This window comes from Microbacterium sp. (genome assembly GCF_052102115.1).
Lineage (GTDB): Bacteria > Actinomycetota > Actinomycetes > Actinomycetales > Microbacteriaceae > Microbacterium.
The window spans coordinates 52,085-70,017 of record NZ_JBQDVP010000012.1; the positions used below are offsets into that span (position 1 = coordinate 52,085).

General features: G+C 68.1%; 20 protein-coding genes. 8 read left to right on the forward strand and 12 right to left on the reverse strand.

Annotated features, from left to right (window positions below; translation table 11 throughout):
* Positions 1–2 precede the first annotated feature (2 nt).
* Positions 3–371, reverse strand: coding sequence for a 30S ribosomal protein S6 (gene rpsF / locus ACTICP_RS05965; RefSeq protein ID WP_441890479.1), 369 nt, complete (start codon positions 369–371; stop codon positions 3–5).
* Between the two features lie 270 nt (positions 372–641).
* On the opposite strand from rpsF, the gene ACTICP_RS05970 reads away from it, so the two are divergent.
* A complete protein-coding gene (locus tag ACTICP_RS05970) occupies positions 642–1,598 on the forward strand; it encodes a hypothetical protein (RefSeq protein ID WP_441890481.1) in 957 nt (318 codons plus the stop codon).
* Positions 1,599–1,724: 126 nt separating this feature from the next.
* Here the strand turns inward: ACTICP_RS05970 and ACTICP_RS05975 are convergent, their stop codons facing one another.
* The 5 genes from ACTICP_RS05975 to ACTICP_RS05995 all read right to left on the reverse strand — a co-directional run bounded on the left by ACTICP_RS05975 (position 1,725) and on the right by ACTICP_RS05995 (position 7,628).
* Positions 1,725–3,143, reverse strand: coding sequence for a DUF6716 putative glycosyltransferase (locus ACTICP_RS05975; RefSeq protein ID WP_441890483.1), 1,419 nt, complete (start codon positions 3,141–3,143; stop codon positions 1,725–1,727).
* A gap of 13 nt (positions 3,144–3,156) precedes the next feature.
* Positions 3,157–4,029, reverse strand: coding sequence for an N-acetylneuraminate synthase family protein (locus ACTICP_RS05980; RefSeq protein WP_441890485.1), 873 nt, complete (start codon positions 4,027–4,029; stop codon positions 3,157–3,159).
* A gap of 70 nt (positions 4,030–4,099) precedes the next feature.
* Positions 4,100–5,302, reverse strand: a complete 1,203-nt coding sequence (locus ACTICP_RS05985; protein ID WP_441890487.1) for a cytidylyltransferase domain-containing protein — start codon at positions 5,300–5,302, stop codon at positions 4,100–4,102.
* Positions 5,302–6,651 (reverse strand): polysialyltransferase family glycosyltransferase, encoded by a 1,350-nt coding sequence (locus tag ACTICP_RS05990; protein WP_441890488.1) that lies wholly within the window; start codon positions 6,649–6,651, stop codon positions 5,302–5,304. Before ACTICP_RS05990 ends, ACTICP_RS05985 begins: the two co-directional genes overlap by 1 nt.
* A complete protein-coding gene (locus ACTICP_RS05995) occupies positions 6,648–7,628 on the reverse strand; it encodes a glycosyltransferase family 2 protein (RefSeq protein WP_441890490.1) in 981 nt (326 codons plus the stop codon). The genes ACTICP_RS05990 and ACTICP_RS05995 overlap by 4 nt, the downstream gene beginning before the upstream one ends.
* 72 nt (positions 7,629–7,700) lie before the next feature.
* Here ACTICP_RS05995 and ACTICP_RS06000 point away from each other — a divergent pair, with 72 nt between their 5' ends.
* Both ACTICP_RS06000 and ACTICP_RS06005 read left to right on the forward strand, forming a co-directional pair.
* Complete coding sequence (locus ACTICP_RS06000) at positions 7,701–8,840, forward strand: hypothetical protein (protein WP_441890519.1); 1,140 nt, start codon at positions 7,701–7,703, stop codon at positions 8,838–8,840.
* Positions 8,841–8,872: 32 nt separating this feature from the next.
* Positions 8,873–9,025, forward strand: coding sequence for a hypothetical protein (locus ACTICP_RS06005; protein ID WP_441890492.1), 153 nt, complete (start codon positions 8,873–8,875; stop codon positions 9,023–9,025).
* Positions 9,026–9,247: 222 nt separating this feature from the next.
* Here the strand turns inward: ACTICP_RS06005 and ACTICP_RS06010 are convergent, their stop codons facing one another.
* The 4 genes from ACTICP_RS06010 to ACTICP_RS06025 form a co-directional block, all read right to left on the reverse strand.
* On the reverse strand, positions 9,248–9,637 hold the full coding sequence (locus tag ACTICP_RS06010) for a DUF779 domain-containing protein (protein WP_441890494.1): 390 nt from the start codon (positions 9,635–9,637) through the stop codon (positions 9,248–9,250).
* Positions 9,638–9,641: 4 nt separating this feature from the next.
* Positions 9,642–11,192, reverse strand: coding sequence for an acetaldehyde dehydrogenase ExaC (gene exaC / locus ACTICP_RS06015; protein WP_441890496.1), 1,551 nt, complete (start codon positions 11,190–11,192; stop codon positions 9,642–9,644).
* Positions 11,193–11,330: 138 nt separating this feature from the next.
* On the reverse strand, positions 11,331–12,650 hold the full coding sequence (locus tag ACTICP_RS06020; protein WP_441890498.1) for a GAF domain-containing protein: 1,320 nt from the start codon (positions 12,648–12,650) through the stop codon (positions 11,331–11,333).
* A gap of 141 nt (positions 12,651–12,791) precedes the next feature.
* Positions 12,792–13,241 (reverse strand): VOC family protein, encoded by a 450-nt coding sequence (locus ACTICP_RS06025; RefSeq protein WP_441890500.1) that lies wholly within the window; start codon positions 13,239–13,241, stop codon positions 12,792–12,794.
* Positions 13,242–13,363: 122 nt separating this feature from the next.
* Between ACTICP_RS06025 and ACTICP_RS06030 the strand changes: the two genes are divergently transcribed.
* The 3 genes from ACTICP_RS06030 (at position 13,364) to ACTICP_RS06040 (ending at position 15,133) form a co-directional block, all read left to right on the forward strand.
* The gene (locus tag ACTICP_RS06030; protein ID WP_441890502.1) at positions 13,364–14,341 is read left to right on the forward strand and encodes a helix-turn-helix transcriptional regulator; all 978 of its coding nucleotides are present in this window, start codon (positions 13,364–13,366) and stop codon (positions 14,339–14,341) included.
* An 88-nt stretch (positions 14,342–14,429) separates the two neighbouring features.
* Positions 14,430–14,738, forward strand: a complete 309-nt coding sequence (locus ACTICP_RS06035) for a hypothetical protein (protein WP_441890504.1) — start codon at positions 14,430–14,432, stop codon at positions 14,736–14,738.
* The gene (locus tag ACTICP_RS06040) at positions 14,735–15,133 is read left to right on the forward strand and encodes a hypothetical protein (protein WP_441890506.1); all 399 of its coding nucleotides are present in this window, start codon (positions 14,735–14,737) and stop codon (positions 15,131–15,133) included. Before ACTICP_RS06035 ends, ACTICP_RS06040 begins: the two co-directional genes overlap by 4 nt.
* 7 nt (positions 15,134–15,140) lie before the next feature.
* On the opposite strand, the gene ACTICP_RS06045 is transcribed toward ACTICP_RS06040, so the two are convergent.
* A complete protein-coding gene (locus ACTICP_RS06045) occupies positions 15,141–15,725 on the reverse strand; it encodes a dihydrofolate reductase family protein (protein WP_441890508.1) in 585 nt (194 codons plus the stop codon).
* 5 nt (positions 15,726–15,730) lie between these two features.
* On the reverse strand, positions 15,731–16,240 hold the full coding sequence (locus ACTICP_RS06050; protein WP_441890509.1) for a GNAT family N-acetyltransferase: 510 nt from the start codon (positions 16,238–16,240) through the stop codon (positions 15,731–15,733).
* 182 nt (positions 16,241–16,422) lie between these two features.
* Here ACTICP_RS06050 and ACTICP_RS06055 point away from each other — a divergent pair, with 182 nt between their 5' ends.
* Positions 16,423–17,307: an NmrA family NAD(P)-binding protein gene (locus ACTICP_RS06055; protein ID WP_441890511.1), complete on the forward strand. Its 885-nt coding sequence runs from the start codon at positions 16,423–16,425 to the stop codon at positions 17,305–17,307.
* Positions 17,300–17,770 (forward strand): anthrone oxygenase family protein, encoded by a 471-nt coding sequence (locus ACTICP_RS06060; protein WP_441890513.1) that lies wholly within the window; start codon positions 17,300–17,302, stop codon positions 17,768–17,770. Before ACTICP_RS06055 ends, ACTICP_RS06060 begins: the two co-directional genes overlap by 8 nt.
* Positions 17,771–17,933 lie beyond the last annotated feature (163 nt).

Below are 17,933 nucleotides of genomic sequence, written 5' to 3' on the forward strand. Positions count from 1 at the left end.
ACTCAGGCCTTCGCAGCCTTGGCAGCCTTGCGGGCAGCCTTCTCTTCGGAGCGCTTGGCCTCAGACGCGATCATGGCCTGGGCCTCTTCGGCGCGCAGAACCTTGGTGCGCATGATCTGCTCGTTCAGCTTGAGCTGACGGTCGAGCTCATGCGTGGCCTCGCTCGTGGCGGTGAAGTTGACGACGGCGTAGATGCCCTCGTTCTTCTTCTGGATCTCGTATGCGAGCCGGCGCTTGCCCCAGACATCGACGTTGTCCACTGAACCGCCATCGTTGGTGATGACCTTCAGGAACTTGTCGAGCGTGGGCGCAACCTGGCGCTCGTCGACCTCAGGGTTCAGAATGACCATGAGTTCGTACTGGTGCGTCACTTACCCACCTCCTTCGGACTTGAACGGTTTCCGAGACTCTCTCGGGAACAGGAGGGTGTGTGCACGTGCCCGTCCTTCTTGCCGCCGAATGCGGCTTGATGGCCAGACAACCACAGCAGTCTACTGCAGTTCCGGGCGTGTCGCGAACGCCTCAGGCCACGGATCCCCGCGAGACGATCCAGTGGTGCGAGAAGGTCGGCTCATGGCGGCGAAGCTTTCGAAGTCCGCGTCCCCGAGAGTCCTGTGCCATCTGGTCGGTAGCGTGGTCGCATGGAATGGATCTCAGACGTCGCCATCGCCGATTGGCTGCGCGAACGGCTCGACGATGAATGGTCCATGCATCACTTCGTGCCGCACGGGTTCGACGCCTACGCACGCGTCTTCCACCCCGCCGAGGTGCGGTCGCTGCCCGATGGTGCGGTGCCGACGACGGACGAGTGGATGCGGATGCCGGATGCTGAGCAGCAGCGCCTGATGGAACTGCTCATCGACGCGCCCGCGTCATGGGCAGACGCCGCCGACGCCTTCGGGACGACCATGCACGAGCTCGCACAGTGGGCGCGCATCGTGGCCACACCGCCAGAAGCCGACTGGCACACCCGGGTCGCGCCCGACGGTCGCGAGTTCACCTCTCCCGACGAAGGGCGGATGCCGGTGGCGACACTGGCCGCGCTCGCCTCGGTCCTCGCGCAGCACACGGGAACCCCGGACGACGGCTTCGTCGGCGTCTGGGAGGGCTGGGGAGGACTGGTCGGCGGCCACGGCGGCAACGGCCGCGCATTCTTCGGGTTCACCGACGAGCCTCGGCGCGAGCCGATGTGGTGGACGATGTGGTGGAGCCGTCAGCGCGCCAACTTCGAGAACCCGTTCCGCAAGGCGACGTGGCACTCCGGCATCCTCTCCGATGAGATCTCGAAGGGTCCGCGGCTCGAACTGCCCGACCGCGATCACGTGCTCTTCTCCGCGGCACCCGTCGCCTTCGCCGATCCGGACTGGGTGCTCGATGCTCCCTGGCGCGATCGCGAAGCCGTAGGTCACGGTTTCTCGCCGTCGGCGCAGCATCCCAGCATCCTGTGGCCTGCGGATCGCGCCTGGGTGATGGTGAGCGAGATCGATGACGACTCGACGATCATCGCCGGGTCGAACGAGCTCATCCAGGCGGTCTGCGCCGACCCCACCCTCGAAGCTCTTCCTCTCCCCGAGGGTTCCACGCTGCTTCCGGACTGATCCCTCTCTCCCCCCGAGCCCGCGAGAATCACTTTGCGACATGAGACTCAGCCCGACAGCAGGATTCTCATGCGGGAAAGTGATTCTCGCGAAAACGAGGAGAGGGAGAAGAGGAGGAGAAGACGCTCAGCGGCGGACGGGGTCCTTGTGGGGGGTCGGCTCGAGCGTGTAGTCGAGCGTTTGGTCAGACCAGGTGTCATCACCGGCGCGGCCGCGGGCCCGGCGCATGCCGAGGATGCCCTGCACCAGCGGGGCGCCGACACCGAGGGCGACCGAGCCGGTGAACGAGCGGTCCTCCGAACCGAGCACGCTCTTGCGATGCCAGGCCGCGCGCAGCGCACCCCCACGGCCGGAGGGCACGAGCTTCGCCGGCAGCGCACCGCCGCGGCGCAGGGCGACGAGCTCCTGAACGCGGCTCCACCAGTCCGACTCCGCAGACGCGTGGAAGTAGTTGTCGTGCATCCAGTCAGACTCCGGATGCCGGAATCGCCGCGCCACGACATCATCGGCACTGCCGAGCAGGCCGCTTCCGACGAAGACCGTGTTCAGCAGCGGCTTTTCAACGCCGAACGTGTCGAGCGCGATGACCGGGATGCCGCGGGCGATCGCCTCAATCGCGGCTGTGGAGCTGACGGTGACCAGCCCCTCGGCACGAGACAGCGCGAGCGCCATCGGCTCGTACGAGAAGACGAGGTTCGCCGGCCGGTTCGCAAGCAGCTCAGCGTAGGCGTCGCGCTCGAGGTGCGTCTCGGCCTCACCCGGGCGAGAGCGCAGCTTCACCACGACCCGACGGTTCGGGCGCGCGGCGGCGGCCCGGCGCAGGATGCCGACCAGCTCCTCGCGCTCGTGCCGCTCAGCGGGCACCAGTGCCTGCGCGGCGAAGACCAGATCGGTGCCACGGCGCTCGCGCTCGGCCACCGCGACGGCGCCGCGGGATGCATCGTGCGAAGCACCGCGTGACGCATCGCCAGCGCCGACAGCATCCACAGCCCCGGCCGTCCCGACGGCACCCGCCCGCGAGCGGGTGAGCGCATCGGCCGACGACGCGGTCCGCGCGTACGGCAGGGTCGCGAGAGCGGTCGGCACCGGCATCCCGATTCGATCGCCCAGCGCCTCGAACGCGCGGATCTCACGGTGCGAATGCAGCACGAGCAGATCGGACTCGCGGCGGCCCTCCAGGGCACCGCGCTGCGCGGGGATGGACATGCCCGGCAGTCCGCTCACCACGACGGGGCGGTGCTTCAGCGTATCGATCACGCGCGCGATGAGTCGCACGAACGGTGCCCGCCCGGCGAGCACGACGACGTCGGGCAGGTGGCCCTGCAGCCACCCGGCGACCTCGTCGAGCGCGACGCGGGTGACCGATCCGTCACCGAAGCTCGTGCCGGCGAGCGCCATGTGCTCCTGCTCGCGGCTGACGGTCAGCGGCGAGCGCACGAGCAGCATGTGCCGGCTGATGCCCTCCACGCCCGACAGCAGCGATGCCGACCACTTCACGAAGGAATCGGCGTCGGCGATCGCGACGACGCGCAGTCCATCGGTCATGATGACGCCCCCCTCACGCGGGCACCCGACGCAGCTTCGCCATCGGTGCCTCTTCGCCCGGGAAGACCCGCTTGACGCCATCGCCCAGCGCCGTCTCGATGATGCGGATGTCACGGACGAGATGCTCGAGCCCCCCCGGCTCGAGCGAAGCGGCGTGATCGGAGCCCCACATCGTGCGGTCCAGCGTGATGTGACGCTCGACGGCGACGGCGCCGAGGGCGACGGCGGCGAGCGAGATCTGCAGACCGCGCTCGTGCCCGGAGTAGCCGACCGGCACCCCGGCATAGCGGTCGCGCAGCGTGGAGATGACGCGAAGGTTGGCCTCTTCGGGCTCCATCGGATAGGTCGACGTGGCGCTCAGGAGCACGACGCGGTCGGTGTTCAGCACGCCCATGGCACGGTCGATCTGCTCCATCGTCGACATGCCAGTGGAGAGGATGATGGGCTTGCCGGTCTCGCGCAGCGCCTCGAGCAGCTCGACGTCGGTGAGGCTCGCCGAGGCGACCTTGTGCGCGACGACGTTCAGGTCTTCGAGGAACTCGATCGAGGGGACATCCCACGGGGAGGCGAACCAGTCGAGGCCGCGCAGCGTCGCGTAGTCGCCGACCTCGATGTATTCATCGCGCCCGAACTCGACCCGGCGGCGGTAATCGAGGTAGGTCATGGTGCCCCACGGCGTCTCGCGCGGAACATCGCGCATGTGCTCCGGGGTGGAGATCTCGGGGGTGCGCTTCTGGAACTTCACGGCGTCGGCTCCGGCGCGCGCCGCGACATCGATGAGCTGCTTGGCGATCTCGACGTCGCCGTTGTGGTTCAGGCCGATCTCTGCGATCACGTAGGCGGAGTTGCCGCCGCCGATCACGTGCGAACCGATGCTGACGGTCATGGCGTCCTCCTGTCGTCGAGCCCTTCATCCCTGGGTACGCCGCGATAGTGAACGGTGCGCGACGCGGAGGTTACCGAACTCCGTCCGGCGGCAGAACGCGCTCGATGAGTTCGCGCACAGCGCCGTCTCCGCCGTCGCGCGTCAGCACCACGCGGGCCTGCGCGCGCACGAGCGGATGCGCGTCGGCGACGGCGACCGGCCATCCGACGATGCCCATCGCACCGAGATCGTTCACGTCGTTGCCGAGGTAGGCGATGTCGCCGAGCGCGATGCCCTCCCCCGCCGCCCATTCGGCGAGAGCGGCGGCCTTGTCGTCGATCGCCTGCAGCACGGGCACCTGGAGCTTGCGGCCCCGGGCACCGACGACCGCGTTCGTCTCGGTGGAGAGGATGAGCATCGGGATGCCGGCACGCCGCAGCCGCGAAACCCCCATGCCGTCTTCGCGGCTCACCCGCACGAACTCGTGGCCGTTGCTGTCGACGAAGGCGGTGTCGTCGGTGTGCACGCCGTCGAAGTCGGTGACGACCGCCTTCGCCGGTATCGGGGCCGGCTCGTCGACGATGCTCGCGACGGCGGATGCTACGGCGAGCTGCTGCTCGTCATCGATCTCGATGGCTGTGCGCTCCGGAACGACGGCGATGCCGACGCGGCCGAAGAAGCGGTGTTGCGCCGCACGGAACCCCTCGGCCGCGAACGCGTAGAACGCTCCAGTCTCGAGGTAATGCGGCTCGCGATCCTGCCGGCGCGGCCGGTGCGCGGCGTCGTGGTTGATGGCCTCGGCGTTGTCGCCGGAATCGCGGCGCCACAGGAACCCGTAGGTCTCGTACGCCGAGAACACGCTGTCAAACCGGTCGTCGCGGATCTGCCCGACCGCGTCGTCGATGCCCGCGCTGGGAATGAACGGCGACGTGGCCTGCACGAAGACGACGGTGCCGACCGTGACGCCCCCGGCCTCGAGTTCATCGAGCACGTGCAGCACGGCGCTCTCGGACGACGCCGTGTCTCTGGCGAGTGCTGCCGGACGGCGGATGACCTGGGCCCCGGCAACCGAGCTGACCTCAGCGATCTCGTCGTCGTCGGTGGTGACCACGACGAGGTCGACAGCGGATGCCGCGGCCGCTGCCCGCACGGCACGTTCGACGAGCGCGGTGCCGCCGACGCGCCGGAGGTTCTTGCGCGGCACGCCCTTGGAGCGCCCGCGGGCGGGGATGATCGCGACGGTGAGAACACCGTCTGCGGGTACGGAGTCGTCTGCGGGTACGGGGCCGTGCATCACAGTCCGCGCACCGCGTTCCACGCGCGCTGCGCGCGCCGCCTGGCGCCGTGCAGCGTCAGCCGCAGCTCCTCGACGCGGCCTACGCCTCCGGCCGACCGCAGCAGTCGCCGGGGCAGGTTCTCGGGCGGAGCGCCGGGCAGCCGCAACCGGGCCAGGCGCGCGGGGGCGAAGTATCGGTCGCGCTCGGCAGCCGGCATCCTGCGCAGCAGCTCTTCGGCGCGCGTGCGCAGCGGGGCTGCGATCTTCGGCTGCATGGCGTAGCCGACCGCATCGATCAGCAGTTGCAACTGTGCCGGCTCGGCGTAGGGCGAATCGGTGCGGGTGAGAGCATCCACGATGGTCGCCGGCACCCGGTTGCTGTTCTCGAACGGGGTGAGTCGGCGCAGCATCCGGCGCGTACCCACCGCCGCGATCGGGCGTCCGTACAGTGCGCGGATCGTCGGCAGCGCTGTGGAGAATCCGGCGACGACGCCCACGGCATCCAGTCGTTGTGCGACGAGCTCGGCCGGCACCGGTCCGCGGTAGATGACGAAGGCGACGCCGCGGCTCTCGGCCCGCGAACGCACCGCGTCGGTGAGTGCGGGCGGCGCCGAGGGGTGCGGTTTGAACACGATGCGCGCGGGATTCCAGGCCAACGCGCGGTCAACCATCTCCTGCTGCATGCCCGTCTCCTCGTCGGGTTCGACGAGCCCCAAGGCGGCGAGGTACTGACCGAGCACGAGGGCGGTCGGGGTGCCGTCGGCGAGAGCGTCGAGGTCGGCATCCGCTCCCCCGGTCTCGGCGAGCGCCGCGGCGAAGCGCTCAGCGGCCACCGGAGCACGCTGCGCGCCCGCCTCGCGGAACACCAGCGGCTCGACGCCCGGCACGACGTCGGCGTACACGACGCGGCCGATGCGCTGGGTGATGCTGCGCGGCAGTTCGATGCGGATCGGCGAGTACGTCATCAGCCCATCGCCGATGATCGTGAGGCGGGCGTTCGGGAACAGCGACAGCAGCGTGAGGGCGGGGGCGACCTGGGGACTCTGTACGCACAGCTCGAGATCGTCGTCGAGATTCCAGGCACGCGCGAGCAGGCGCTGAAGGACGGGGAGCTCTTCGGCCTCGGGTTCCCACGAGCTCGGATGCCGTGGCTGCAGCAGTGCGTCCAGGGACTCGATGCGGTCGAACCGGGCACGCAGCGTGCCCAGCTGCGGGTGATCGTCGATGCCCACCATCGTCTCGGGGACCCGCGCCGAGTTGAACGGCACGAGTACCCGCTCGCCGCCGGTCTCGAACAGACCATCGTCGATGGCCGCAGCGGCCGTGGCCAGGCCGTAGGCGCTGTGCAGGGCGAACAGGACGGTCATACGGTGCGCCCCGCCTTCCGCAGCGAACGAGCGAGCACCCGGCGGCGGGTGCCGTCGAGGCGCTGGAGCGCCCGTGCGGAACCGTCGGCGGGAAGCGTCGCGAGCAGGCCTCGGATGCTGTCGCGCATCTCGCGCCGGAGCACCGGCGCCATCCGGCGCGAGCGGACGATGTGGTGCGAGCTCAGCGCCAGCACCGTACGCACCGCCTTCGGGAGGAAGCGGTCCGCCTCGGCATCCTGCTGGACGATCTCGATCACGTGCGACATCGCGGTGGCGAAGTCGAGCTGACGACGGTCGCGCACCTGAGTGAGCGAGGTCGTCACGCCGCGCCGGTACAGCAGTGCGGGAGCCTCGACGACGGCGAAGCGGCGGGCCTGCAGGTGCAGCCGCCAGATCCACGGGCGATCCTCGGCGGTGAACAGTCCGTCGGGGAACGCGGCAAGCCCCTCGTCGAGGATGCGGCGGTGGAACAGCCCTGCCCACGCGTACGGGTAGTCGACCATGGTCTTCTCGTCGGCGGGGAGGATCGCGTCGCGCGGCGATGCCACCACTCCTCGCCACGGATGCGGTGCTCGGACGAGCTTGCGATCCTGACCCGTGACGCGCACGTGGTCGGTGCGGACGAAGTCGCAATCCAACTCCTGCAGCTGCTCGGTGAGGACCTGCAGCCGGCGCGGCTGCATCCAGTCGTCACCGTCGATGAAGCAGAACGCGTCGCCCTCGATGTGGGAGAGCCCCTGATTCCGCGCGGTGGCGAGACCGCTCGGGCGCGCATTGACGAGGACCTCGGCGTACGCGAAGCGCTCGGCGTACGCGCGCATGATGTCGCCGGTGCCGTCGCTCGATCCGTCGTCGATCGCGACGAGCTTGAGCGCACCGGCATCGTCGAACTGCCGCAGCAGGGTCTCGAGCGTCGTGCCGATGTAGGGCTCTGCATCCTTCGCGGGGAGGATCGCGGTGACGAGAGGGCGGTGCATGGGTTCGGATGCTGTCATCCGCACGTTAACGCGAGGTGACCAGGCGCTCCGGGTTAGCGTGGAGTCGTGTCGATTCCATCGCCCGCGCCGCAGCCGCTCTCGTTCGACGCCCGGCCGCTGACCGACCCCGTCGATCCGAAGGCGGTCTCCGCGTTCATCCGCGAGGAACGTTCGCGCGGCGGGAAGGGGTCGACGGCGGCGACGGTGATCGCGATCGTCGTGATCGCGTTCATGGTGCTGGGCGGCGGCCTCGTGGTCGTGCTCGGGGCCGCCGTCGCGATTCGCGAGGGTTCCGCGCTCATGAGCCTGCCGTTCCTCGGCGTCATCGCCATCTTCATCGCCATCGGGATCGTCGCGTCCGTCAGCCTGCGACGGAGCAGGACGACGCGCTACCGCCTGAGCCGCTTCGCCGCGGCGAACGGCATGACCTACGAGGATCAGGTGAACGACCCGCCGCTGCCGGGCATGATCTTCCAGCTGGGACGCAGCAGGCAGGCCAAGCAACTGGTGCGCGGGCACACGCCACGATTCGTCGAGTTCGGCAACTATCAGTACACGACCGGCTCCGGCAAAAGATCCACCACCCACCACTGGGGGTACGTCGCGGTGAAGCTCGACGTGCCCCTGCCGAACATCGTGCTCGACGCGCTCGGGAACAACGGGATCCGCACGAACCTGCCGGCCTCTTTCCACCGGGACCAGCACCTGTCGCTGGAGGGCGACTTCGACAGCTACTTCCAGCTGTACTGCCCCGCCGGCTACGAGCAGGACGCCCTGTACCTGTTCACCCCCGACATCATGGCCCGTTTCATCGACAACGCGGCACAGCTCGACGTCGAGATCGTCGACGACTGGCTGTTCCTCTACACCAAGCGCGCGGCGACGACCCTGGACGCCTCCACCTGGGCCTGGTTGTTCGGTGCCGTCGGCGCGCTGATCACCAAGTTCGACCAGTGGGCGAGATGGCGCGACGACCGGCTGCTCGCCGCGCAGGGCCGCACCTTCTCGCAGTCCGTCGGCGGAGCGGCGGCGCCCGGTTCGCACGCGCTGCCGTTCGCTCCTCCCGCGGGGATGCTGAAGCCGCCGCCGGGCGTCGCACCTCAGGGCCGTCGGCTGAAGCGCCGCCGCTCCTGGCTGTTCATCATCGGCGGCATCGTCCTCGCCGTGCTGTGGTTCGGCGGGAAGATGGTCGAGTTCGGATTCAGCCAGTGAGCCTCGCGGTCAGCGTGGAAGGGTGAGCACCCTTGCGCTGTCGCCTGAACCGGGTCGAGGAGCGGTGGACCTCGCCTCGCTCGAGCGCGGCATCCACGGGCCTGTCCGCCCTCGACGTGCCGCTGCCCCGCATCGTCCTCGGCACCCTCTATCTGATCTTCGGCGTTGTCATCCAGTTCCTCTGACGGATGCGCGGTACGTACGGGTCGTCGGGGAGGTAATGGGGGTGGGCTGACTTGGGGATCATGCCCACCCCATCCCCCCTCGGGATCGAAAAGAGACGAACTCCCTCCGCATGGCGAATCGCCGACCCCGCGCCGCATGCCAGCTGGGGACTGGTACACAGCGACGCGCTATGCAGATCCTATGCGCGCCGACGTTGCGAAGGGTTGCACCGCCCTCACGCGTCACGAGAGTCCGAAGTACTCCAGTTCCGCGTCGTTCAGCATCCTCGAGCGAATGAGGAAGCGCATCCCCGTCGGGCCTTCGACGCTGAACCCGGCGCCGCGGCCTTCGACGACATCGATCGTGAGGTGCGTGTACTTCCAGTACTCGAACTGCGACTCGGACATGTAGACCTCGATCGGCGCCTCCACACCGGCGTCGATCGCGCCCAGGAGCACGTCGCTCGGTCCGGTGATGAACATCCGGACGGGGTTGCCCTTGGGGGACGTGCCGTCGCAGCATCCGCCGTACTTATGGAACATCTGCGGGCGGTGCTGCTGCTTGTGATCGCGCAGCAGCACGGCGGCGGCATCCGTGACGTCCACCCGCTGGTAGGTGCCGATGCTGACCATGAGCTCAGAAGAAGCCCATCGGGCCTTCGGCGTACGACACCAGAAGGTTCTTGGTCTGCTGGTAGTGGTCGAGCATCATCTTGTGGTTCTCGCGGCCGACGCCCGACTGCTTGTACCCGCCGAAGGCGGCGTGCGCCGGGTACTGGTGGTACGTGTTCGTCCAGACGCGGCCGGCCTCGATCGCACGTCCCGCGCGATAGGCGGTGTCGCCGCTGCGGCTCCAGACGCCTGCGCCGAGACCATAGAGGGTGTCGTTGGCGATCGAGATCGCGCCGTCGAAATCGTCGAAGCTCGTCACCGAGAGCACTGGACCGAAGATCTCCTCCTGGAAGATGCGCATGTCGTTCGTGCCCTCGAACACGGTCGGTGCGACGTAGAACCCCTCAGACAGATCTCCGCCGAGGTCGACTCGTTCGCCTCCGGTGAGCAGCCGCGCGCCACCCTGCTTGCCGATGTCGATGTAGCTGAGGATCTTCTCCAGCTGATCGTTCGACGCCTGCGCGCCGATCATGGTGTTCCGGTCGAGCGGGTTGCCCTGCACAACCTTGCCGACGCGGTCGAGCCCGTCCGCGAGGAAGCCGTCGTAGATCGACCGCTGGATCAGCGCACGTGAGGGACAGGTGCACACCTCGCCCTGGTTCAGCGCGAACATGGTGAAGCCCTCGAGGGCCTTGTCGTAGTACGGATCGTTCGTCGACCGCGCGACGTCCTCGAAGAAGACGTTCGGAGATTTGCCTCCGAGCTCCAGCGTCACCGGGATGAGGTTCTGCGACGCGTACTGCATGATCAGGCGCCCGGTCGTGGTCTCACCGGTGAAGGCGACCTTGCGGATGCGTTTGTGCTGCGCGAGCGGGGCGCCGGCTTCGATGCCGAAGCCGTTCACGATGTTCACGACGCCGGCGGGGAGCAGATCGCCGATGATGTCGAACAGGAACAGCAGGGATGCCGGGGTCTGCTCTGCCGGCTTGATGACGACGCAGTTGCCGGCGGCGAGCGCCGGTGCGAGCTTCCACACCGCCATCAGGATCGGGAAGTTCCACGGGATGATCTGTCCGACCACGCCCAGTGGCTCGTGGAAGTGGTAGGCGACCGTGTTCTCGTCGAGCTGGCTGATGCCGCCCTCCTGCGCCCGAAGGACCCCGGCGAAGTAGCGGAAGTGGTCGATCGCGAGGGGGATGTCGGCGGCGAGCGTCTCACGCACCGGCTTGCCGTTCTCCCAGGTCTCGGCCACGGCGATGCGCTCGAGGTTCTGCTCGATGCGATCGGCGATCCTGTTGAGGATGACGGAGCGCTCGGCAGGACTCGTCTTGCCCCAGCCGGCGAACGCCTGCCAGGCGACCTCGACGGCGCGGTCGATGTCTTCGGCGGTGCCGCGCGCGACCTCGGTGAACGGCTTGCCGTTGACCGGGCTGACGTTTTCGAAGTACTGGCCCTTGAGCGGATCGACGAATTCCCCGCCGATGTAGTGGCCGTAGCGGGGGCGATAGTTCGCAACGGCACCGGGCTGGCCTGGTGCGGCGTACGCCGTGGACGTGGTCTCTTCGACGATGGTCATGCTGTCTCCTTCGACGGGGTCGCAGCCTCAGTGCTACGTGGTGCAGCCTCAGCGCTACGTGGTTGGGTCGAAGATAGGCCGCGCCACGTTGCAGGCGGATGCGTCACGTTGCATCCGGTTGCGCCTGTCGACAGGGAGTCAGGACTCGAGCTTCTCGATCCGGCTCACCAGGCCGACGCGCCGCGGCGAGCGCGCCGGCAGCATCTCCAGGCACAGCCGCAGCACCTCGACATCGCCCGCCCCCTCGGGGATCTCGGCGTAGGCCAGCAGCACGTCGATGCTCGCCTCCGTCAGCATCGCCTCTCGCAGAGCCGATCGCACCTCGTCGCGGAACTCCTCCACGCCCGGGGAAGTCGAATCCGGAAGCGCCGGGCCCCGGTATGCGCTCAGCGCCACGCGGTGCGCACCGCGGGAGAGCAGCGACAGCACGTTCTGCGCATCCGTCTCCAGAGGCACCGTCAGCCGGTAGGGCCGGGATTCGGGGGCGAGATCGGGCGAGAGACGTTCGAGCACCTTGCGCAGCCGCACCATCTCGGGCCGGAGGGTGTCGGGTGACGCGTCCTCGCCGTAGACGAGTTCCGCCAGGCGATCTGCGGACAGCCCCTGTCGATGAACCGCGAGCATGAGAAGGATCTCTGCGTGGCGGGCGCTGATCTCGACGACGGACTCCGACTCCGGGCCGGTGGCCTCCAGCTGCGCCCTGTCACGTCCGAGCACACGCAGCATCGCCCGGGTCACCGCGGGCCGACGCTGGGAGCGCCTGGTCGGCGGTGCGACGCTGCGTGCCTTCAGCCGCGAGACGAACAGTTCGGATTCGACGGCCCTCGCCGTGGCATCCACCAGCATTCGCGCCTGCGGCGTCACCGCCTCCGCACCGCCGGTGACGTCGATGACCCCGAGCAGGCGACGCGTCTCCGGGTCGAACACGGGAGCGGCCGTGCATGACCACGGCCGCACGAGCCGGTTGTAGTGCTCGGACTCATGGATCTGCACGGGCTGCCCGAGGGCGATGGCGAGGCCGGGCGCGGCCGTCCCGACCGACTCCTCCGACCAGTTCGCCCCCTCGATGAACCCCATCTCGCCGGTGAGCACGCGCTGATGCAGATCGCCCTCCACCCAGAGCAGCCGGCCGACGTGGTCGCCCACGGCGACCATCACGCCCGATTCCGCCGGATCACCCGGCAGCAGCAGCGTACGGATCATCTCCATGACCTCGGCCAGCGGGTGGGCGCGACGATACGTCTCCAGTTCGGCGCTTCCGAGATCGACGGCCGGCAGTCCCTCGGCCCGCACGCGCAATTGCCACGCGCGCTCCCACGATTCGCGGACGAGCGGGCGGACCTGCTGCAGCCGGTGGTCGTCGACGTTGCCCGCGACGAGCTCTTCATGCGCGCGTTCGATGATCAGACGCGAGGCGGCAGATCCGGCGTCGCGCGACGATGACCAAGCAGACGGCACGGGGTCCTCCGATCGTCGGTGACGGAGCTACGACCCAGTGTACGAGGCGTCCTGCGTGGTGCGCGAGACATGCCTTGCCGGGTGAGACATGCCTGCCGCGACCTGGCTCGTACGGCAAGGCATGTCTCACGAGCGAAGCGCCTACGCGGCGGCCACGTCCACGACCCAGGTCACGCCGAAGCGGTCGGTGAGCATGCCGAATCCGGCGCTCCACGCAGACGCGGCGAGCGGTTCGACGATCTTCGCGCCGGCGGTGAGGGCATCCCAGGGACCCTGCACGTCGGCCAGAGACTCGCCGCGCACCGAGAGGAAGAAGGTCTGGTCGGTGATCGTGACGCCGTTCTCGCGTCGAGTCGATCCTGCGGTGGCGGCGTTCGACTCACCGGGCACGTCGTACGCCATCACGTGGAAGCCGTCGGCGTTCGCGACCTGGCCGAACACGACGCGGTCGGCGCCCGGAGCGTCCGCGGGCATGCCGAAGTCGGCGTAGGTGGCGATCGTGAGATCTCCGCCGAAGACGGACTGGTAGAACTCCAGTGCGCTCCGGGCCTCGCCGTGGAAGTTGAGATGGGTGGTGGTCTTGATGCTCATGTGGTGCTCCTCGTTCGTTCTCTTGCTCGTTCGTTGTTCTGTGCGGGCTCTTCGCCCGACGGCACCCACTCTTCCCGGAGTAGAGGTCAGTTTATGACCGCGACTGCGCCTAGATTGAAGACATGGCCACCACGTCGCGACTGCTCGGGTTGCTGTCTCTCCTGCAGGCGAGACGCGACTGGCCCGGGGCTCTCCTGGCTAAACGGCTGGAAGTGAGCCCTCGCACCGTGCGCCGCGATGTCGAACGCCTGCGGGAGATGGGATACAGCATCCAGACCGTGATGGGACCCGACGGCGGGTACCGACTCGAGTCCGGAACCGAGCTGCCCCCGTTGCTGTTCGATGATGGCCAGGTGATCGCGGTGACCGTCGCGCTGCAGGCGGCGGCCCTGAGCGGCGCTGGTGTCGAGGAAGACGCGCTGCGCGCGCTCACCACCGTCCGCCAAGTCATGCCGGGCCGCCTCCGGCACAGGCTCGATGCGCTCGAGTTCTCCACGCTCGCCGCAGGTTCTGGCGACTCCGCGGCCACGACCTCGCCGGATGTGCTCGTCGCGGTGTCGACCGCGGTGCGCGCTCGCGAGGTGCTGCGCTTCGACTACGCGCGCCCCGACGGTGGCGTCGACGGGGCGATGCCACCGCGTCGGGTCGAACCGCACAATATCGTCGTCTCCGGAGGACGCTGGTACCTCGTCGCGTGGGATCTCGACCACGAGGACTGGCGGATCTTTCGCGCCGACCGTATGACCCCGCGCATTCCGAGGGGGCCGCGCTTCACGCCGCGCGAAGTACCCGGCGGCGATGCGACCGCCTACGTCGCCGCCCGATTCAAGGGATCGGACGTTCAAGATCGCTGGCCATGCACAGGGAGCGTCATCCTGCACCTTCCAGCATCCGCGGTGCTGCCCTTCGCCGGGGACGGCATCGTCGAGCCTTTGGACGGCGAACGATGCCGTTTCGAGTCCGGCTCCTGGTCATGGGTCGCCCTCGCCGCAGCACTGAACCGCTTCGATGCCGACGTCGAGGTCATCGAACCGCCCGACCTGATTGCCGCCTTCGCCCGCCTCGCCGAGCGCAACGAGAGGGCAGCCACCCGCACCTGAGGTGCACCCGCCCACCGACGAGGAACAGCGAGCCACCAGGACATGGACTAGGGAGAACGCGAGCACGTACAAGTGGGGCTATGTCGCCGTGAAACTCGACGTGCCGCTGCCGATCGTGATCATCGTGCTCCTCGCGGTCGATGTGGGTCCACCAGCGGACTGGAACGGATGCTCGAAGAGCGAGCGGTACGGAGCTCGACGCTGGTACACCACCGGCGAAGAGGTCTCCGCGCGCCTTGAGGCGAACCCGCCCACCGAAGAGGATCTGCGAGTCGCCGCGGAATGGCTGACCGAGTACAACGCCCGGCCGCACGACGACGCGGATGCCTGGGAGGACCCGTGGGAGCGAGCCGACCGGCAGCGCGAGCTCGGAAGACGGCGGGGCACGAGCGCGTGATCCTGCTCGACACGAGCGTTCTGATCGACATCGACAAGGTCACTCCGCCGCGGGGCGCGATCGTGCTCAGCGCCATCTCGGCCGCCGAGCTGCAATACGGGATCGAGCACGCAGCGACCATGGAGCTGCGACGCCGAAGAATGATGCAGTTCGGACGGCTCACGAAGCTTCTGGAAACCCCCTGGCTCTCCTTCGATGAGGCTGCCGCCGTGAGCTACGGGCGTCTTGCCGCGATCGTCGCCAAGAACTGGCCGTCGCACGCTCGCGGCAAAGCCATCCTGTTGGCCGGTCATGCACGCGCGCTCGGCGCTCGCCTCGCCACGCTCAACCCCAAAGACTTCGAGTTCGTCGCTGACGAGGTCGAGATCGTCGTGCCGGAGTTGCGGGCGCGCTGAGCCTCGCTCAGGTGGTGATCTGAGCCACGCGGCGCCAGAGCGTGTAGTCGCCGCCACCGTCGATGTCGTGCCGATCGACTCGTTCGAAGGCCGCCGGCGCATACTCCGCACCCTCGAACAGCGTTTTACCTGAACCGGCGACGACCGGGTAGCGCTTGAGGAGGATCTCGTCGATCTCCGGCAGCAGCAGACCGGCGATCGACGGGCCGCCCACGAGGCAGATGCCCAGTGGCCCGGGCTCGGCCTTGAGCGTCCTGACCGTTTCCAGCGGATCATCTGCCACGACGGTCACCGTCGGATCGATGTCGGCGGAGAGCGTGCGTGAGAACACGAACTCCCGCATGTGCGCGAAAGGACGAGTGATGCCTTCGCGGAGAGCGAGCTCGTAGGAGCCCCGGCCCTGGAGCATCGTGTCGAAGCGGCTGTTCGGCGCATCCAGACCGAAGTGGGCGCGCACGTGCGTCGGCACGACTTCCGGGATCTCGAGGAGGTGGAAGTCGGTGTCGCCTTCGGGGAAGAAGTCGATCGACCCATCCGTGGCGCAGACGTATCCGTCGAGGCTGACTCCGACGACATAGGTGAGGGTTCGCATGTGTTTCAGCTTTCGTTGAGGGAGATATCAATCCAGAAACGGAGTTGACCATCGCTGTTCGTGCCATCTTCGGCGCCGTGGTGATGAGCGATCACCCGCTGGGAGGCGGGGTTGTCCTGTGCGACGGTCATCAGCACGCGGTCGAGGCCGATACTGTGCGCCTTCGCCAGCCCGTGGCCGAGCATCGCAGTCGCGTGCCCCTGCCCTTGCCACGGGCGCACCACGTGGTAGCCGATGTGACCGCCCAGATCGTCCGCGCCCAGCCGGTGACGCAGGACCAGCGAACCTATGTAGTGCTCGTCGGCGGTGAACCAGAACACTTCGGATGGCACGCCCCATCGTTCACGGATGCCACGTCGGTCATCCACGAACTGCGCGAAGTCGGCACGTGCGTCGCTCAGCCAGGCTGTGTCGGCGCCACGGTGCAGCATGTCAGCGTGCTCGCCGGCAATGTACGAGTCGCGCACCAGGGTGGTCGGCGAGGCGAGTCGCGGCGTCGTGGCCAGTGGCGTCATGAGTACTCCTGTCGGTTGCGGCGGTGACTCCAGCATCCATGTCGTCGTGCGCCCGCATCAAGGACGCATCCACTCACGAGCATGAAGTCGCAGTTAACGATCCCGTCGTGATCGTTCGTTGATCCCGACGCCCGGACGGGTGAACCTGGTCGAAGCACAACGACGAAACGAAAGAGAGCAGCATGCATCAGAATATCTACGCGGTGGCCGGCGTCACCGGGAAGGTCGGTTCGGCGACGGCAGCGCGTCTTCTCGCGACGAACGACCGCGTGCGCGCTCTCGTGCGCAGCTCCGCGGCTGCCGAGGAGTGGAGTTCGCGGGGCGCGGATACCCGGATCGTCGATCTCGGCGATGCTGTTGCTCTCGAAGCTGCGATCACGGGGTGCGCGGGCCTTTTCATCCTGCTCCCGTTCGACCTCTCGGCCGACGACCCCGATGCGCACGCGGATGCACTGGCCTCATCGATAGCAACCGCCGTCGCGGCCGCGGCCGTTCCGCACGTCGTGATGCTCTCCTCAGGAGGGGCCGACCGCGCGGCAGGAACCGGACCCATCACCGGGCTGCACCGTCTGGAGGAAGCACTTCGTGCGACCGGCATCCGACTGACCGCAATGCGGCCCGGTCACTTCCAGGAGAAGATCTCCGATGCGCTCGACACGGCGCAGAACGAAGGCGTCTACCCGGTCTTCGCCGCGTCTGCCGACGTCTCGCATCCGTTGGTTGCGACGCAGGACCTCGGCGCCGTCGCTGCAGATCTTCTTCGTGATCCCCCGCAACGCAACCAATCGGTCGACGTGCTGGGGCCGGAATACACCGAGCGTCAGGTCGCAGACATACTCGCGCGCGTGCTCGGGCGCGAACTGCAGGTGGTCGTGCTGCCCGAAGAGGCGTGGGCGGCGACGCTCATCGATGCGGGGCTCCCGCCGCAGGCCGCAGCGGCGCTCGCCGAGCTCTACCGCGCGGACGAGAAGGGCCTCCTCGCGCCACGCGGTGACCGCACCATCCGAACCGACACTCCCCTCGAGACGACGATCACTCATACTCTCGCGGCCGGTCACCATGCCTGATCTGTTGACCACCGCGGCCGTGGCAGTCGCCATCATCTGCAATGGTCTCCTGGCGGGTGTGTTCTTCGCCTTCGCCCGTGCCGTCGTCCCTGGGCTGCGCCGAGTCGATGACCACGTCTACGTCACCGCCTTCCGCGGGGTCAACGCGGCGATCCTCAACGGGTGGTTCCTCTCGGTCTTCCTCGTCGCACCGATCCTCGCCGGTGTCGTGGTCGCCGTGCTCGACGGACCCGGACGGTGGTGGGCGATAGCCGCGCTCGTATGCGCGATCGCGACGTTCGTCATCACCGCCGCGGTCAACGTGCCGTTGAACCGTCGACTGGATGCTGCATCCGCACATACGGCAGCCGAGTCGGCCAATGCACGTCGCGGGTTCGAGCGGCGCTGGAACACCGCCCATCTGATCCGCACCGTGACGAGCATCGGCGCCCTCGCCTTCACGACCGTCGCGGCTGTGGCCTGAAACCATCGGTCACGAACGAAAAGGCATCCCGGATGCGGTCGGTTACGGCTGTCTCGCAACTATGGGTTAGTACCTGGCAGGTTGCGAGACATAGATACGAGACTCGCGCGCCCCGGAACTCTGTCGGCAGGGTGTTGGTCCGAAGAGACGCCCCGTAACCGTA

Coding starts and splice junctions, on each gene's coding strand:
- ACTICP_RS06050 (WP_441890509.1), bottom strand. CDS start 16,240: ATGACGCCACTGGCCACGACGCCGCGACTCGCCTCGCCGACCACCCTG.
- ACTICP_RS05990 (WP_441890488.1), bottom strand. CDS start 6,651: ATGACCGTCCTGTTCGCCCTGCACAGCGCCTACGGCCTGGCCACGGCC.
- ACTICP_RS06030 (WP_441890502.1), top strand. CDS start 13,364: ATGGCCACCACGTCGCGACTGCTCGGGTTGCTGTCTCTCCTGCAGGCG.
- ACTICP_RS05980 (WP_441890485.1), bottom strand. CDS start 4,029: ATGACCGTCAGCATCGGTTCGCACGTGATCGGCGGCGGCAACTCCGCC.
- exaC (WP_441890496.1), bottom strand. CDS start 11,192: ATGACCATCGTCGAAGAGACCACGTCCACGGCGTACGCCGCACCAGGC.
- ACTICP_RS06025 (WP_441890500.1), bottom strand. CDS start 13,241: ATGAGCATCAAGACCACCACCCATCTCAACTTCCACGGCGAGGCCCGG.
- ACTICP_RS05995 (WP_441890490.1), bottom strand. CDS start 7,628: ATGCACCGCCCTCTCGTCACCGCGATCCTCCCCGCGAAGGATGCAGAG.
- ACTICP_RS05970 (WP_441890481.1), top strand. CDS start 642: ATGGAATGGATCTCAGACGTCGCCATCGCCGATTGGCTGCGCGAACGG.
- ACTICP_RS06060 (WP_441890513.1), top strand. CDS start 17,300: ATGCCTGATCTGTTGACCACCGCGGCCGTGGCAGTCGCCATCATCTGC.
- ACTICP_RS05975 (WP_441890483.1), bottom strand. CDS start 3,143: ATGACCGATGGACTGCGCGTCGTCGCGATCGCCGACGCCGATTCCTTC.
- ACTICP_RS06055 (WP_441890511.1), top strand. CDS start 16,423: ATGCATCAGAATATCTACGCGGTGGCCGGCGTCACCGGGAAGGTCGGT.
- ACTICP_RS06010 (WP_441890494.1), bottom strand. CDS start 9,637: ATGGTCAGCATCGGCACCTACCAGCGGGTGGACGTCACGGATGCCGCC.
- ACTICP_RS06045 (WP_441890508.1), bottom strand. CDS start 15,725: ATGCGAACCCTCACCTATGTCGTCGGAGTCAGCCTCGACGGATACGTC.
- ACTICP_RS05985 (WP_441890487.1), bottom strand. CDS start 5,302: ATGCACGGCCCCGTACCCGCAGACGACTCCGTACCCGCAGACGGTGTT.